Origin of the sequence: Teichococcus vastitatis (assembly GCF_003604215.1) — a bacterium.
Classification (GTDB): Bacteria; Pseudomonadota; Alphaproteobacteria; order Acetobacterales; family Acetobacteraceae; genus Pseudoroseomonas; species Pseudoroseomonas vastitatis.
On sequence record NZ_QXGS01000009.1, the window covers coordinates 63157 to 77853 of the forward strand.

Annotated in this window: 15 protein-coding genes; 8 read left to right on the forward strand and 7 right to left on the reverse strand. The window is 68.7% G+C overall.

From position 1 onward, the window contains the following. Nucleotides 1–21: 21 nt before the first annotated feature. Nucleotides 22–711 carry a fumarylacetoacetate hydrolase family protein gene (locus D2K64_RS13200; RefSeq protein WP_120008836.1) on the forward strand — a complete coding sequence of 230 codons (690 nt, stop codon included), beginning with the start codon at nt 22–24 and terminating at the stop codon, nt 709–711. Nucleotides 712–749: 38 nt separating this feature from the next. Here the strand turns inward: D2K64_RS13200 and D2K64_RS13205 are convergent, their stop codons facing one another. The 5 genes from D2K64_RS13205 to D2K64_RS13225 all read right to left on the reverse strand — a co-directional run bounded on the left by D2K64_RS13205 (nt 750) and on the right by D2K64_RS13225 (nt 7467). Beyond that, nucleotides 750–2054: a TRAP transporter large permease gene (locus tag D2K64_RS13205; protein WP_120008837.1), complete on the reverse strand. Its 1305-nt coding sequence runs from the start codon at nt 2052–2054 to the stop codon at nt 750–752. Further along, on the reverse strand, nt 2051–2638 hold the full coding sequence (locus tag D2K64_RS13210; RefSeq protein ID WP_157985833.1) for a TRAP transporter small permease subunit: 588 nt from the start codon (nt 2636–2638) through the stop codon (nt 2051–2053). The genes D2K64_RS13205 and D2K64_RS13210 overlap by 4 nt, the downstream gene beginning before the upstream one ends. 1 nt (nt 2639) lies before the next feature. Continuing rightward, nucleotides 2640–3638, reverse strand: a complete 999-nt coding sequence (locus D2K64_RS13215; protein ID WP_120008839.1) for a TRAP transporter substrate-binding protein — start codon at nt 3636–3638, stop codon at nt 2640–2642. 62 nt (nt 3639–3700) lie between these two features. After that, a complete protein-coding gene (locus D2K64_RS13220; protein ID WP_120008910.1) occupies nt 3701–5371 on the reverse strand; it encodes a hydantoinase B/oxoprolinase family protein in 1671 nt (556 codons plus the stop codon). An 8-nt stretch (nt 5372–5379) separates the two neighbouring features. After that, nucleotides 5380–7467 (reverse strand): hydantoinase/oxoprolinase family protein, encoded by a 2088-nt coding sequence (locus D2K64_RS13225; protein WP_162306192.1) that lies wholly within the window; start codon nt 7465–7467, stop codon nt 5380–5382. 175 nt (nt 7468–7642) lie between these two features. Between D2K64_RS13225 and D2K64_RS13230 the strand changes: the two genes are divergently transcribed. The 3 genes from D2K64_RS13230 to D2K64_RS13240 all read left to right on the forward strand — a co-directional run bounded on the left by D2K64_RS13230 (nt 7643) and on the right by D2K64_RS13240 (nt 9461). Further along, nucleotides 7643–8653, forward strand: coding sequence for a 2-hydroxyacid dehydrogenase (locus D2K64_RS13230; RefSeq protein ID WP_120008841.1), 1011 nt, complete (start codon nt 7643–7645; stop codon nt 8651–8653). Between the two features lie 110 nt (nt 8654–8763). After that, on the forward strand, nt 8764–9141 hold the full coding sequence (locus D2K64_RS13235; protein ID WP_120008842.1) for a hypothetical protein: 378 nt from the start codon (nt 8764–8766) through the stop codon (nt 9139–9141). A gap of 68 nt (nt 9142–9209) precedes the next feature. Continuing rightward, the gene (locus D2K64_RS13240; RefSeq protein WP_120008843.1) at nt 9210–9461 is read left to right on the forward strand and encodes a DUF3297 family protein; all 252 of its coding nucleotides are present in this window, start codon (nt 9210–9212) and stop codon (nt 9459–9461) included. On the opposite strand, the gene D2K64_RS13245 is transcribed toward D2K64_RS13240, so the two are convergent. Beyond that, nucleotides 9431–10012: a helix-turn-helix domain-containing protein gene (locus tag D2K64_RS13245; RefSeq protein ID WP_162306193.1), complete on the reverse strand. Its 582-nt coding sequence runs from the start codon at nt 10010–10012 to the stop codon at nt 9431–9433. The two genes, D2K64_RS13240 and D2K64_RS13245, sit on opposite strands and share 31 nt — an antisense overlap. 143 nt (nt 10013–10155) lie before the next feature. Here D2K64_RS13245 and D2K64_RS13250 point away from each other — a divergent pair, with 143 nt between their 5' ends. From D2K64_RS13250 to D2K64_RS13265, 4 genes are read left to right on the forward strand one after another with little or no spacing between them, the layout of a single operon-like run. Further along, on the forward strand, nt 10156–10920 hold the full coding sequence (locus D2K64_RS13250; RefSeq protein ID WP_120008911.1) for an ABC transporter substrate-binding protein: 765 nt from the start codon (nt 10156–10158) through the stop codon (nt 10918–10920). Further along, nucleotides 10890–11576 (forward strand): amino acid ABC transporter permease, encoded by a 687-nt coding sequence (locus tag D2K64_RS13255; protein ID WP_238384172.1) that lies wholly within the window; start codon nt 10890–10892, stop codon nt 11574–11576. Before D2K64_RS13250 ends, D2K64_RS13255 begins: the two co-directional genes overlap by 31 nt. Next, nucleotides 11573–12310: an amino acid ABC transporter ATP-binding protein gene (locus D2K64_RS13260; RefSeq protein ID WP_120008845.1), complete on the forward strand. Its 738-nt coding sequence runs from the start codon at nt 11573–11575 to the stop codon at nt 12308–12310. Before D2K64_RS13255 ends, D2K64_RS13260 begins: the two co-directional genes overlap by 4 nt. A 52-nt stretch (nt 12311–12362) precedes the next feature. Continuing rightward, entirely contained in the window at nt 12363–13646 is a 1284-nt protein-coding gene (locus D2K64_RS13265) for an NAD(P)/FAD-dependent oxidoreductase (RefSeq protein ID WP_120008913.1), read from the forward strand. A 14-nt stretch (nt 13647–13660) separates the two neighbouring features. Here D2K64_RS13265 and D2K64_RS13270 read toward each other — a convergent pair whose 3' ends face one another. Continuing rightward, complete coding sequence (locus D2K64_RS13270; protein ID WP_162306194.1) at nt 13661–14671, reverse strand: sensor domain-containing diguanylate cyclase; 1011 nt, start codon at nt 14669–14671, stop codon at nt 13661–13663. Between the last annotated feature and the right edge of the window lie 26 nt (nt 14672–14697).

A 14697-nucleotide genomic window follows, 5' to 3' on the forward strand; every position in this document is an offset into this window, starting at 1 on the left:
CGGGCCTGGGGAGCGATCCGCATGCAGTATGTCATCGAGGCGCCGCAGCCGGCCACCGTGCCGGTCGAGGGCGAGGCCGGCCTGTTTCCCGTTGGCCGCATCTGGTGCGTCGGCCGCAACTACGCCGACCATGCCCGCGAGATGGGCCATGATCCCGATCGCGAGCCGCCCTTTTTCTTCTCGAAGCCGGCCAATGCCGTGGTGCCCGGCGGCGGCACCCTGCCCTTCCCTGGCCAGACCCAGGATCTCCACCATGAGATCGAATTGGTGGTGGCGATCGGCACCGGCGGCAAGGACATCGCCGAGGCGGACGCGCTGAACCACGTCTATGGCTACGCCGTCGGCCTCGACATGACCCGGCGCGACATTCAGGCAGTGGCCAAGAAGATGGGCCGCCCGTGGGAGCTGTCGAAGGGCTTCGACCAGTCGGCGCCGATCAGCGCCATCGTGCCCGCCGCCAGAATCGGCCACCCGACCCGGGGAAAGATCGAAGTGTCGGTGAACGGCAAGGTGCAGCAGACCGGCGACATGAACCAGATGATCTGGTCGGTGCCGGAAAGCATTGCCTTCCTCTCGCGCTACGTGGAGTTGCTGCCGGGCGACCTGATCATGACCGGCACCCCGGCCGGTGTCAGCGCGGTGAAGCCAGGCGACAGCCTGCACGGCACCTGCGAGGGCGTGGGCGAGGTCAAGGTCACCTACGCGGGTTGAACGCCGTGGGCGGCGGCCTTGCGGGCCGCCGCCTCGGATCAGCCGAGCAGCAGGGACGGCAGGATGCCGACGATGCCCGGCGCCAGCACCAGCAGGAACACAAAGGCCACCATGATCAGCAGGTAAGGCAGTGTGACCCTGGCAATGGTTGACAGCGACTCTCCCGTCAGCCCCTGGATCACGAACAGGTTGAAGCCCACCGGTGGCGTGATCTGCGCCATCTCCACGGCAATCACCAGGTAGATGCCGAACCACAGCTTGTCGAAGCCCGCCGCCAAGACCAGCGGCAGCACGACCGGCAGCGTCATGACGATCATCGAGAAGCCGTCCAGGAAGCAGCCGAGCACCAGGTAGAGCAGGGTCAGCGCCACGATCAGCATCAGCGGCGACAAGCCCCACTCGGTGACGATTTCCGCCACCTGCCGCGGCACGCCCAGAATGGCGGCGACGTTGCCCAGGATCGAGGCGCCCAGCACGATCAGCCCGATCATGCCGCAGGTCTGCGCCGCACCCAGGCCCACCGCCTTCAGCGTCGGCCAGGTCAGCTCGCCCTGCAGCGCGCTGACCAGCAGCGCGCCCAGCACGCCCACCGCCGCCGCCTCCGACGGCGTTGCGATGCCGGCATACATGGAGCCGAGCACGCACAGGATCAGGAACAGCGTCGGCGCCAGCTCGCGCAGCGCGGCGAGGCGCTGGCCGAAGCTCATGCCGCGCTCCTCGGCCGTGCGCTCCGGCAGCAGGGCGGGATTGAGCGTGCTGTGCAGCATCACCCAGGCCATGAAGCAGGCGGCCAGCAGCAGGCCGGGCAGCACGCCGGCGGTGAACAAACGCAGCACCGATTCATCGGCGAGCACGCCGTAGATGATCATGATGCTGGAGGGCGGGATCAGGAAGCCGAGCGTGCCCGCCCCGGCGAGACTGCCGATGGCGATGCGCTTGTCATAGCCCCGCTTGCTCAGCTCATTCAGCGCGATGCGGCCGACCACCTGGGTAGTCGCCGCGGAGGATCCGGAGATCGCCGCGAAAATGGTGCAGCCGATGACGTTGACGTGCAGAAGCCGCCCCGGCAGCAGGGCCGCCCAGGGAGAAAGCCCGTTGAACAGCGAACGCGACAACCGCGTGCGGAACAGGAACTCGCCCATCAGAATGAACAGCGGCAGCGCCACCAGTTCCGGCGTCGTCAAGATGTTGAACGTGTACTGCGCCAGCAGGCGGTCCACCGGCAGGTTGCGGAAGCTGTAGAGCAGCACAATGGAGGTGGCGATCAGCGCGATGCCGACCCACACACCCAGCGCCAGCATGCCGAACAGCGCGCCGAACAGCGCGCCCATGACGCCGGTCATTCGCTGACGCTCCCGGCCTTCAGCGCGTCATCCTCGGTGGGCACGCCGATCACCAGCCGCAGCAGCCGCACCGCCATCTGCAGCGCCAGCAGAAAGGCGCCCAGTGCCAGCACCGCATCCGGCACCCAGAGCGGCGTCAGGCTGCCGCTCGACAGCTGGTCGTTGTTCCAGGCGCGCAGGGTGAAGTTGAACAAGGACCAAGCCAGGAAACCGCACACCAGCAGGCCGATCACGGTGGAGAGCACCTCCAGCAGCAGGGTCAGCGCGGGCCCGGTGCGCGCCAGCAGGATCGAGACGCGCACATGCGATCCCGCGCGCAGCCCGGCCGCCGCCCCGAACATGAACACGGCGCCCATCAGATAGGCGCTGTATTCCCAGGCAATGGTGATCTCGCCGCCCCAATCGGGGGAAAGCTTGCCGAGGATGCTGCGGCCTACCCCCGCGAGGATCAGCAGCAGCAGCGCGCAAAGGCAGAGCGTGGCGAAGACGCCACTGAGGGCTGCGATGCGGTCCGACGCGCGCAGCAGGGCCGCGGCCCCGCCGCCGGCTCCCGCGCTGTCCCTGCTCAGCACGGCACTGCGCAACTCAGGCCCTCCCAAGTTCAGCGAGGTAGGCCTGGATGATCGGCCGCGACGCGGGTACGCGCTTGATGAAGTCGTCCTTGATGCTGGCGGTGCGGCGGCGCATCTCGGCCAGCATGGCGGGATCCACATCCACCACCTGCATGCCCCCCTCGGTCAGCTTGCGGACGCTGTTGGTGTCATCCATGGCGGCAACGTTCCAGAACTCTGGCTGCAGCGCCTTGGCCACGCCCTCGATCACCTGCCGGTTCGCCGCGGACAATTCGTTCCAACTGTCGAGGTTGATGCTGACCAGCTGGGAGGAGAAGGTATGGTTGGTGCGGTAGGCGGCCTTGAGGAATTCCCAGAATCGTCCGTCCACCCCGGAGGTCGCGGAGGTGCAGACGCCGTCGATGCGGCCCGAAGCCAGGGCCGGCACCACCTCGCCCCACGGCATCATGGTGCCGGCGGCACCGAGCAGATTGCACATGTCGGCCGTGGTCTTGTCGGAGGAGCGGATGCGCACGCCGCGCAGGCCGTCGATCGAGGAGATCGGCGTCTTCACATGCAGGTACTGCGTCGGCCAGGGAACCACATAAAGGAACTTCTGGTTGTTGGCCTTCGCCACGCGGTCGTATTCCGGCATCAGGTACTTGTGCAGCACCTTCAGTTCGTCGAAGGATCCGATCAGAAACGAGATGCTCTCGATCCCCATGGTGGGCGCGTCGCCGATCTGCTGGTTGTTCAGCACATCCGCCATCGGCACCAGCCCGTCGCGCACCGAGCGCAGCAGTTCCGGTCCCTTGAAGCCGAGCGCGCCGCCCGCCTGCACGTTGATGGTCACAGCGTTGTCCGTGGCCTTCGCCACTTCCGCGGCGAAGCGCTTGGCGTTGACGGTGTGGAAATTGCCATCCGGCCAGACCGTGGCCAGGTCGAACTGGGTGGCGGCGCGCGCCGGGCGGATCAGGACGGGAGCGGCCAGGGTGGCTAGGGCCGCCGTCATCAGGGTGCGACGCGTGGTCATGCAAACTCTCCTGTAAAGCCGTGGCGGCCGGGCTGCTTCGGCCCGGCCTGGTTTCTGCGGGTTTATTCTGCGGCCTGTTGCGCGCCGTAGAGCCGCATCGCGGCCTCCTCCGACACCAGTCCGTTGCGCTGGTCGGCGGCAAGCTTTGCCGCGTCGCGCAGCTTCGGATCGCCCAGGCCACCGCCGCCCGGCGTCAGCACCACCAGCCGTTCGCCCGGCGGAACCACCTGCAACCCCTTGCCGCGGAACACCGGGCCCGAGGCCAGGCCGACATGGCCCGCAGCGCCGTCGCCGCCGCCATCGCGGCCACGCGGCGGAAAGGCGATGCGGTCGAAGGCGGCCAGCAGTTCGAACGGGGAATCGTCGTTGTTGGCGATCTCCATCACCTGGCCCAGGCCGCCGCGGCTCCGTCCGGCGCCGCCGCTGTCGGGGCGGAACTCCTTGCGCCAGAACATCAGCGGCGACTGAATCTCGGCGATCTCGATCGGCGTGCCCATGACGCCGGACGGGAAGGCCGTGGCCGAGAGCCCGTCCTGCGCCGGGCGGCCGCCCGTGCCGCCATTGGTGGTGATCGCCAGGGCGAAGACCGGATGCGCCTTGCCGGGGTTCCGGCGCTCGCCGCGCACCGTGATGTTCCAAAGGCAGGAGGTGCCTTCCGCCGGCACCCGGTCCGGCAATGCCTGCCGCAGGCAGCCGAACACCATGTCGGGCAGCATCTGCCCCAGCACGTGACGGGAGGAGACCGGCGCCGGCTTCGGCGCGTTCAGCACCGACCCCACCGGCGCCGACACCGTCAGCGGCGCCAGCGAGCCGGCATTGTTCGGGATGTGCGAGGCCACTACGCAGCCGAGGCCGAACACCGTGTAGGCCGTGGTGTAGGAGATCGGCACATTGATGCCGCGGCGGACCATGTCCGAGGTGCCGCTGTAATCGACATGAATCCCGCTGTCGGCGATGGTCAGCGTCGCTTCCAACGTCAGCGGATGGTCATAGCCGTCCACCGTCATGGCATAGCGCCAGCTGCCCCTCGGCAGCTTGGCGACCTCCGCCAGCACGGCGGCGCGCGACTTCTCGATGATGTGCTCCGCCAACGGATCGAGGCTGTCGATGCCGAATTCCTGCATCATCGCCGACAGTGCCCTGACGCCGACATCGTTGCAGGCGGCCAGCGAGTAGGTATCGCCCTCGGTGTCCACCGGCAGCCGGGTGTTGGCACGGATCATCGCCATCAGCGTTTCATTGACCACGCCCCGGTCGATGAGCTTCAGCATCGGGATGTAAAGGCCTTCCATGTAGACGTCGGAGGCTTCAGGCCCGTTGCCCAGGCCGCCGATGTCCATCAGATGGCTGGTGCAGGAGAACAGCCCCACCAGCTTGCCCTTGTGGAAGGCGGGCGTGGTGATGACGAAGTCGTTCAGGTGCCCCGTGCCCATCCAGGGGTCGTTGGTGATGTAGGCATCGCCCTCGCGCATGGTCTCGGTCGGGAAGTGGCGGATGAAGTGTTTCACCGCCTCGGCCATGGAGTTGACGTGGCCGGGCGTGCCGGTCACCGCCTGCGCCAGCATCCGCCCCTTCAGGTCGAAGATTCCGGCGGAAATATCACCGCATTCGCGCACGATGGGGCTGAAGGCGGTGCGGATCAGCACCTGTGCCTGTTCGCCAACCACGGCGATCAGGCGGTTCCACATGATCTGGAGGTCGATCAAGCCGACCTTGGGCGTGGATTCGGTCATGTTGCTGCTCATGCTGCCTTCCGCTCCATGACGATGCAGCCGCTGCCATCGATATGGGCATCGAAGCTGGCGGAGATAAAGGTGGTGGTTTCGTCCTCGGCAATCAGCGCCGGGCCGGCGATTCGGGCGCCAGGCGCCATGGCCTCGCGGCGGTAAAGCGGCACCTCCACCTTCTTTTCGGCGCGGCCGTCAAAGATCAATCTCAGCCCCGCGGGCTGCGGCGCCGGTGCGGGTGCCACCATGGGGGCCATCTCCGGGCGCCGCGCATGGGTGGAAACCAGCACGGACCAGTTCAGCACCTCGATCGCCGCGGCCGGGATGGCGCGGGCGAACTGCGCCGCGTACTCGGCCTCGAAGATCCGGCGCAGCTCGGGAACGTCGGCGGCGCTCAAGGTGCGGTCCGGCAGATCCACGGTGATCTCGTGGCCCTGGCCGACGTAGCGCATGAAGGCGCTGCGGCGTTCGAACAGCGCCGCGCCGCGCGCGCCGGGCTCCACCAGGGCGCGTGCGGCGCTCGTCATCTCGGCGAACAGCGCGGACACCGCGTCGCCATCGAAATCCTCGTCGAGCCGTGCGGGGCGGGAGCGGACGATCTCATAGGCCACGGGCGCGGCCAGGAAGCCGACGGCCGAGCCGACGCCGGCATTGGGCGGAACCAGGACGCGCGGCACGCCCACCTTTTCCGCCACGCGCGCGGCATGCAGCGGCGCCGCGCCGCCGAAGGCGATCATGGTGTGCTGGCCGATCACTGCGCCACGCTCGGCGGCGTGGACGCGCGCGGCGCTGGCCATGTTCTCGCACACCATCTCGTACACGGCGTAGGCCGACATCTCGGGCGACAGACCGAGCTTGTCGCCGATCTCGCGGCCCAGCGCGTGAAGCGACAGCTCCGGCTTCAGGTCCATGCTGCCGCCAGCAAAGCCCTCCGGCTTGATCAGCCCCAATGCCACGTCGGCATCGGTCACCGCCGGGCGCTGGCCGCCCAAGCCGTAGCAAGCCGGCCCCGGCACCGAGGACGCACTTTCCGGTCCCACCGTGACGCGCTGCAAGGCGTCCACCTGGGCGATGGAGCCGCCGCCGGCGCCAATCTCCACCATCTCGATCACCGGGATGCGCAGCGGCAGGCCGGAGCCTTTCAGGAAGCGCGCCGTACGGTCCACCTCGAAGACGCGGGATGTGGCGGGCTCGCCCTTCTCGATCAGGCAGATCTTCGCCGTGGTGCCGCCCATGTCGAAGGACAGCACGCGCTGCTCGTCGGCTCGCAGCGCCACCTGCGCGGCGAAGATCGCGCCGCCAGCCGGGCCGGATTCCACCAGCCGCACCGGAAAGCGCTGCGCGGTTTCCAGCGCGGTCAGGCCGCCGCCCGAGGTGACGAGATAGGTCGCTCCGCGATATTGCCGTTCGCGCAACGCCGCCGCCATGCGGCCGAGATAGCCCTCCATCAGCGGCTGCACATAGGCGTTGGCGGCGGCGGTGGAGGTGCGCTCATACTCGCGCACCTCGGGGCATACTTCGCTGGCCAGGGTGATCGCCAGTTCCGGCATCGCTGCCTTCAGCAGGGCGGCGGCGCGCTGCTCATGCTCCGGATTGGCATAGGCATGAAGAAAGGCCAAGGCCACGCTTTGCACGCCGAGCTCGCGCAGCCGCGGCACCAGGGCGCCGACCGCCGCCTCATCGAGGGGCAGCCGGACTTGGCCGGACGCGTCGACCCGCTCCGGCACGGTGAAGCGCAACTCACGCGGCACCAGCGGGACCGGCTTTTCCAGCGTCAGGTCATACTGGTCGTAGCGGCTTTCGGTGCCGATCTCCAGCACGTCGCGGAAGCCCTGCGTCGCGACCAGAGCGGTCTTGGCGCCGCGCCGCTCGATGATCGCGTTGGTGGCCAGGGTAGTGCCGTGCACGAACACATCGATGTCGGAGAAATGCAGCCCGGCATCGTCCAGCGCCAGCCCGATCCCCGTGAGCACGCCTTCCTCGGGCGCGGCTGGCGTGGTCAGAACCTTGCGCGTGTGGCGCGTGCCGCGGGCGTCCAGCACGATGTCGGTAAAGGTTCCGCCGATATCGGCCGCCAAACGCACATCGGGTGTCGAATGCAAAACAGTGCTCCTTCACGCAGGCTTCAGGCCTGTGCAAAATGGTGGTCTCGGGCGGCCACGTGGCCGCCGTTCCGTCACGCTGCGCCGGACGTCCAGCCGGTGCGGTGACGGCAGCTTGGCAATCCTTGTGCCAAGCTGCCGCGGCGGCCGGCGCGTCCGGCCAGGAGGAGACAGCATGCGCGTCGCGGTGTTCAGCGCCAAGCCCTACGACCGGCAGTTCCTGGAAGCGGCCAATGCGGCCGCCGGGGCGCCGCACCGTTTCGAGTGGATCGAGGCCCATCTCGGGCCGCGCAGCGCGCTGCAGGCGGCCGGTGCCGAGGCCGCCTGCCTGTTCGTCAATGACCGTGCCGATGCCGAGGCGCTCGCGGCGCTGCATGACCAGGGCACGCGCCTGATCGCGCTGCGCTGCGCCGGCTACAACAACGTGGACCTCACCGCGGCAGCGCGGCTCGGGCTCGCCGTGGGGCGCGTGCCGGCCTATGCGCCCGAAGCCGTGGCCGAGCATGCCGCGGCGCTGGTGCTGTCGCTGGGGCGGCGGTTGCACAAGGCTTATGCCCGGGTGCGGGAGGGCAATTTCGCGTTGGACGGCCTGCTGGGCCTGGATCTGCATGGCAGAAGCGTCGGCATCATTGGAACCGGGCAGATCGGGCGGGCCTTTGCCCGGATCATGGGCGGTTTCGGCTGCCGGCTGCTGGCGCATGATCCGTTTCCCGATGCCGGAACCGCGGCCCGCCTCGGGCTGGAATATGTCTCCCTGCCGGAGCTGCTGGCGCAATCCGACATCGTCAGCCTGCATTGCCCGCTGACGCCGGCGACCCACCGGCTGATCGATGCCGAGGCGCTGGCCCGGATGAAGCCCGGGGCCATGCTGATCAACACCAGCCGCGGCGGGATGCTGGGCACGCAGGCGGTGATCGCGGCGCTGAAGAGCGGGCATCTCGGCCATCTCGGCCTCGACGTCTACGAGGAGGAGGCCAACCTGTTCTTCGAGGATCTCTCGGCCACCGTGCTGCAGGACGACGTGTTTGCGCGCCTGCTGACCTTTCCCAACGTGCTGATCACCGGCCATCAGGGCTTCTTCACCGCGGCTGCGATGCGCGCCATTGCCGAGACCACGCTCGGCAACCTCCAGGCTTTCGCGACGGGGGGCATACCGCTCCACCCGGTTTCGGCGCCTTCCGGTTGATGCGCGGGGTCAGGTTTGAACCTGGCAGCCAATGCCGGTAAGGCACCGCGTTGCCCGCCCCGGGCTGCCCGCTCCGCGGCCCCGGACCGTTCCGCAGGAGGATCCCCGCCATGTCCATCGCCCCGGCCCGCTATGACGCCGATCATCGCCGCCTGCGGGGCACGCGCGGCCCGGCCCTGGCCTTGCGGGGCCTGCGCATCCTGTTCTGGGGGCTTGTGACCTTCGCCTTCACCTTGATTGAACTGGTGGCGGAGTTGGCCGGTCCGCTATTGCTGATCGCCGGCGCCCTGTGGTGGATCGGGCTGCAGATCCTGGGCGGCATGCAGCTGGAGCCGGAACTGCAGCAATACCTTCACTATGTGCCGGACATGCTGCGGGCAGGCGGCTACCGCTTCACGCCCGGCGGCATGATCCGGCAGGGGCTGCTGCTTCTGGCGGTGGTCGCGGCCTGCCGCACGGTGAACGGCATCATCGCCCGGGAATCCTGATCCGTCCCGGATTTGGCAAGCCGGGGCGGGGTGGCTATCACCCGCCCCTCCCGCAGCAGAGGCGCATCATGAGCGACACTCCGCCCGACCGACTGTCGAGCAACCCGAAAAGCCCGCATTACAACGCGGCAGCCCTGGAACGCGGCGTGGGCGTCCGCTTCAAGGGCGTCGAGAAGAACAATGTCGATGAGTACTGCGTCAGCGAGGGCTGGGTGCGTCTCACCATCGGCACCACGCTGGACCGCAAGGGCAACCCGATGACCATGAAGGTGCAGGGCAGCGTCGAGCCTTACTTCAAGTCGCCGGCGCCGCAGGACTGACCGGCAGCCGGCCGGTCCGGCGCGGCATTGCTCCAGAGCACCCGCGTCACCGCCTGGGCGGCGTTGGCGAAGCCGTGCGGAACAACACTCGGGAAGCCGAAGCTGTCACCCTCGCTCAGCCAGTAATCGGCGCAGCCCACGGTGAGCAGCAGCCGGCCCTGCAGCACCATGCCCGCCTCCTGCCCGGCATGGGCGTAAAGCCCGTCACCCGTACGGGCCCCGGGCTCCAGCGTTACGAGGTACAGCGCCAGCCCGATGCTGCCGGGCGGCGTCAGTGCCTCCTTGGTGATGCCCTGGTGGAACGCCACGTCGCGGCGCTGCGCCACGCGCACCACCGGCCCGTCCGCCGCCGCTTCCGGCCGCGCCAGTTCCAGCAACTTGTCGAGGCTGGTGCCCAGCGCCTCGGCGATGCGGATCAGGTCGCGCAGCGTCGGCGATGATAGTCCGCGCTCCATCTGGCTGAGGAAGCCGATGGAAATCTGCGCCCGCGCCGCGACCTCCTGCAGGGACCAGCCGCGCTGGCGCCGAAGCGCGCGGATCTGCTGACCCATGGAAGCATCCAGAGGATCGGCGGCACTGAGCGCTTCCGGGCGAGCTGTGAAATCTGCCATAGCTTTTTCATTCATATGAAAATTCGGCTTGTCGGGGAATGCCTGCTGTGACCCAATCGGCGGCACAGGATGAGGAGGCCGAGATGATCGCACGCCGGACGTTGCTGGGCGCCGCCGCCCTGACCCTCGGGGCACCCGGCGTGGCGCTCCGGGCGCAGGAACAGGTGCTCCGCGTCGGCTCCACCCCGACCGGGATCCCCTTCACCTTTCTCGACACCAAGACCAACAGCATCACCGGCTTCATGGTCGACCTGATCAACGCCATCGGCAAGGAGCAGGGCTTCGGGGTCGAGGTGCAGGGCACGCCCTTCGCGGCGCTGATCCCGTCCCTGACCAGCAACCGCATCGACGTGATCGCCGCGGCCATGACCGCGACCGCCGCCCGCCGCGAGCAGATCGACTTCTCCGAGCCGGTCTACGCCTATGGCGAGGGCGCGGTGATCAAGGAGGGCGCGAGCCTGCCCGGCACCAGCATGGCCGAGTTGAAGGGCCTCTCCGCCGGGGCGCAACTCGGCACCACCTATGCCGAGGCAGCGAAGCAGGCCGGGCTCGACCTGCGCACCTATGACAGCGTGGCCGACATCATGCGCGACGTATCGCTCGGCCGCATCAAGGTCGGCTTCGGCGACGGGCCGATCGTCGGCTACCAGATCGCCCAGGGCGCCTTCCGCGGCGTCACCCTGCTGCCGGGCTACAAGCCTTCCGTGGTCGGCACCGTCAACATCGGCACCCGCAAGGGCGATCCGGTGATGGCGAAGATCAATGCCGGGCTGACCAAGCTGCTGGCCGATGGCACGGTGCAGGCGCTGATCACCAAGTGGAACCTGCCGCCCGCCGCGCGGGCATGAACCTCGCCGGCTTTCTCGCCTCGGCGCGCGATTTCCTGCCGATCCTGCTTCAGGGCGTCTGGATCACAGTTGCCCTGACCCTCTGCGCGCTGGTGATCGCCACGCTGCTCGGGCTGATCTGGGCGTTGATGCGCACCTCGGGGCTGCGCTGGCTGGAATGGCCGGCCCTGGCCATCGTGAACACGTTGCGCGGCATCCCGATCATCGTGCAGCTGTTCTACATCTACTTCGTGCTCCCTGAGTTCGGCGTCGATCTGTCCGCCTTTCAGGCCGGCGTGATCGGCCTCGGCGTCGCCTATTCGGCCTATATGGGCGAAGTGTTCCGCTCTGGCATGCTGGCGGTGGACCCCGGCGCGGTGGAGGCGGCGGACAGCCTCGGCCTGTCGCGCTTCCGGGTCATGACGCGGGTGATCCTGCCGCAGGCCACGCGCATCGTGCTGCCGCCCTATGGCAACATGTTGATCATGATGCTGAAGGACAGCAGCCAGGCCAGCGTCATCACCGTGGCGGAGATCTCCACGCAGTCGCGGCTGATCGCTTCCTCCACCTTCAAGAACCAGGAAGTCTTCACCCTGGCCGCGCTGCTGTACCTGGCGCTCAGCGTTCCGTTGATCGTGCTGGTCGGCCGGCTGGAGAAAAGGTTCGGCCGCGGATGATCGAGATCGATGGGCTGCAGAAGAGCTATGGCCCGCTGCGGGTGCTGGACGGCATCTCGCTGCGCGTGCCGGAAGGCCAGGTGGTATGCGTGATCGGCCCCTCTGGCTCCGGCAAATCGACCCTGCTGCGCTGCGTCAACGGGCTCGAGCCCTATCAGGGCGGCAGCGTCCGGGTGGATGGGCAGGTGGTGAACCGGGAGCACCGCGCCGCGATTCGCGCCGTGCGCCAGCGCGTCTGCATGGTGTTCCAGCGCTTCAACCTGTTCAGCCACCGCACCGCGCTGCAGAACGTCACCGAAGGGCCGATCTACGCGCTGGGCGAGCCGCGCGCCGCCGCCGAGGCGCGCGGGCGCGAACTGCTCGCCCAGGTGGGGCTGGCCGGGCGCGAAGGTTCCTATCCGCGGCAGCTTTCCGGCGGCCAGCAGCAGCGCGTCGCCATCGCCCGTGCCCTGGCGATGCGGCCGCGCGCCGTGCTGTTCGACGAGCCGACCAGCGCGCTCGATCCCGAACTGGTGGGCGAGGTGCTGACGGTGATGCGCGACCTCGCGCGCGGCGGCATGACCATGATGGTGGTGACGCATGAGATCGGCTTCGCCCGCTCGGTCGGCGACCACGTGGTGTTCATGGATCGCGGCAAGGTCGTGGAGGAAGGACCGCCCGGCGAGATCCTCACTGCGCCGCGCGAGCCGCGCACGCAGGACTTCCTGCACCGCGTGCTGCACCCGCTGGATTGAACCCCCCAGATGACACCCGCCGGATGAACCCCATCGGATGATCAGGGCCGCCATGCCAACCGCGCCGCTGCCGCCTTCGCTGTATGCCGCCACCGCCATTCCCGCCGCGCCGACACCGCCGCTGCAGGGTGAGCACCGGGTGCCGGTGGCCATCATCGGCGGCGGCTTCACCGGCCTGTCCACCGCGCTGCACCTGGCAGAGCAGGGCGTCGCGGCGACGCTGATCGAGGCGGCGGAGCCGGGCTGGGGCGCGTCTGGCCGCAATGGCGGTCAGGTCAACCCGGGGCTGAAGCCTGATCCGGACACGGTGGAGGCGGATTGGGGACCCGAGCTCGGCCGGCGCATGGTGGCGCTGTCTTATGCCGCGCCCGATCGGGTGTTCGACCTCATCCGCCGCCATCAGATCACCTGCGAGGCGCGGCAGAACGGCACCCTGCGTGCCGCGTTGCGGCCGGCCCATGCCGCCGCCGTGCGGGCCACCGCCGAACAATGCCTGCGTCGCGGCATGCCGGTCGAGTTCCTGGACGAGGCCGGCATCCACGCGCTGAGCGGCACGCGGCGCTACCGTGGCGCCATGCTGGACCGGAGGGGCGGCGACCTGAATCCCCTGTCCTACGCCCGAGGGCTGGCGCGGGCCGCATCGCAGCTCGGCGCCCGCATCCATGGCGAAACGCCGGCGCTGTCACTGGGGCGGGACGGCGATCGCTGGCGGGTGGCGACGCCCGGCGGCGCGTTGCTCGCCGAGCAGGTGGTGCTGGCCACCAACGGCTACACCGGCGATCTCTGGCCCGGCCTGCGGCAAAGCCTGGCGCCGGTGTTCAGCTCGGTGGTCGCCACGGCACCGCTGCCCGAGGCTTTGCACCGGGACATCTTCCCGCTGCGCGGCGCGCTGTACGAGAGCGGCCACATCACCGTGTATTACCGCGTGGACGCCGGCAACCGGCTGCTGATGGGAGGCCGTGGGCCGCAGAGCCCGATTGAAGGTCCCGGGCGGATTGCCTATCTGACGCGCTATGCCGAGGCCTTGTGGCCGGCGCTGCGCGGCATCGGCTGGACACATGGCTGGAACGGCCAGCTGGCCATGACTCGCGACCATTATCCGCATCTGCACGAGCCCGCGCCGGGGCTGCTGGCCGCCTATGGCTACAACGGACGCGGCGTCGCCATGGCCACGGCGATGGGCGGGCAATTGGCCCGCCGCCTGCTCGGCACCACGCCCGAGGCGCTGGACATGCCGGTGACCCCGATCCGGCCGATGCCGCTGCACCGGTTCTGGCGGCTCGGTGTCTGGGCGAAGGTGCTGGAAGGCCGGGTCCGGGACCGTTTCGGCGCCTGACCCAGGCCGCCGCCTCAGGCGGCGGTTTCAGACACCTGGCTGAGCCACCGGTGCTGGACGCGGTTCTTGCCGGCCCCCTTGGCGCGGTACATCGAGGCGTCGGCCGCCGCCAGCACCTCGTCCAGACCGAGCCCCGCATCGTTCACGGTCACGGCGCCGATCGATGCGGTGACCGCCCAACCTTGCCACGACATCGCGGTTTCCAGGGCCTGGCGCAGCCGTTCCGCCACGGCTTCAGGCCAATCATCGGTGAACAGCATGGCGAACTCGTCGCCACCCAGCCGCGCCGCGCAGCCACCCGCGGGCAATCCGCCCCGCATCACTTCCGCCACCTGGCGGAGCACCCTGTCGCCTGTGGCGTGCCCCTGCTGGTCATTGACCTGCTTGAAACCATCGAGGTCGAGATACAGCAGCGTGAACGGCACACCCGACGCGGCGTGCCGGGCCACAGCCAGCGACAAAGCGTCCAGCAATGCGCGGCGGTTGCCGAGATCGGTCAGCGGATCGCTCAGGGCGGCGCCGCGTGCCTGGTTCATGGCGCGGCGCAGTTCGAGCGTGGTGACCACCGTTTCCGCAAGATGCGCGAGCGCCTGCCGGTGCTCGGTATTCATGCGTCGCGGTCGCCGGTCCATCACGCACAGCGTGCCCAAGGGCTGGCCAGCGGGATTGACCAGCGGCGCCCCGGCGTAGAAGCGCAACGAGGCCGGCCCGTTCACCAATGGATTTTCGCGGAACCGCACATCCTGAGCGGCATTGTCGACCACCATCGGGCGGTCGGGCTGCAGGATGGCGTGGGCGCAGAACGCGAGTTCGCGTGGGCATTCCGCAAGATCGGTGCCGATCCGGGCCTTGAACCATTGCCGTTCGACATCAGTGAAAGACACGGCGGCGATGGGGCAGCCGGTCACCATGGAAGCGAGGCGTGCGATGTTGTCGAAGCTGGCCTCGCAGGCGGTATCCAGCACCTCATAGGCGCGCAAGGCGGCAATTCGTTGAGCTTCATCGGCGGGCGTCGGGACGGTCAAGGTCGGTCTCTCCCTTCTGGAGCAAG

Coding starts and splice junctions, on each gene's coding strand:
- D2K64_RS13200 (WP_120008836.1), top strand. CDS start 22: ATGCAGTATGTCATCGAGGCGCCGCAGCCGGCCACCGTGCCGGTCGAG.
- D2K64_RS13205 (WP_120008837.1), bottom strand. CDS start 2,054: ATGACCGGCGTCATGGGCGCGCTGTTCGGCGCGCTGTTCGGCATGCTG.
- D2K64_RS13215 (WP_120008839.1), bottom strand. CDS start 3,638: ATGACCACGCGTCGCACCCTGATGACGGCGGCCCTAGCCACCCTGGCC.
- D2K64_RS13220 (WP_120008910.1), bottom strand. CDS start 5,371: ATGACCGAATCCACGCCCAAGGTCGGCTTGATCGACCTCCAGATCATG.
- D2K64_RS13230 (WP_120008841.1), top strand. CDS start 7,643: ATGCGCGTCGCGGTGTTCAGCGCCAAGCCCTACGACCGGCAGTTCCTG.
- D2K64_RS13235 (WP_120008842.1), top strand. CDS start 8,764: ATGTCCATCGCCCCGGCCCGCTATGACGCCGATCATCGCCGCCTGCGG.
- D2K64_RS13240 (WP_120008843.1), top strand. CDS start 9,210: ATGAGCGACACTCCGCCCGACCGACTGTCGAGCAACCCGAAAAGCCCG.
- D2K64_RS13245 (WP_162306193.1), bottom strand. CDS start 10,012: ATGGGTCAGCAGATCCGCGCGCTTCGGCGCCAGCGCGGCTGGTCCCTG.
- D2K64_RS13250 (WP_120008911.1), top strand. CDS start 10,156: ATGATCGCACGCCGGACGTTGCTGGGCGCCGCCGCCCTGACCCTCGGG.
- D2K64_RS13260 (WP_120008845.1), top strand. CDS start 11,573: ATGATCGAGATCGATGGGCTGCAGAAGAGCTATGGCCCGCTGCGGGTG.
- D2K64_RS13265 (WP_120008913.1), top strand. CDS start 12,363: ATGCCAACCGCGCCGCTGCCGCCTTCGCTGTATGCCGCCACCGCCATT.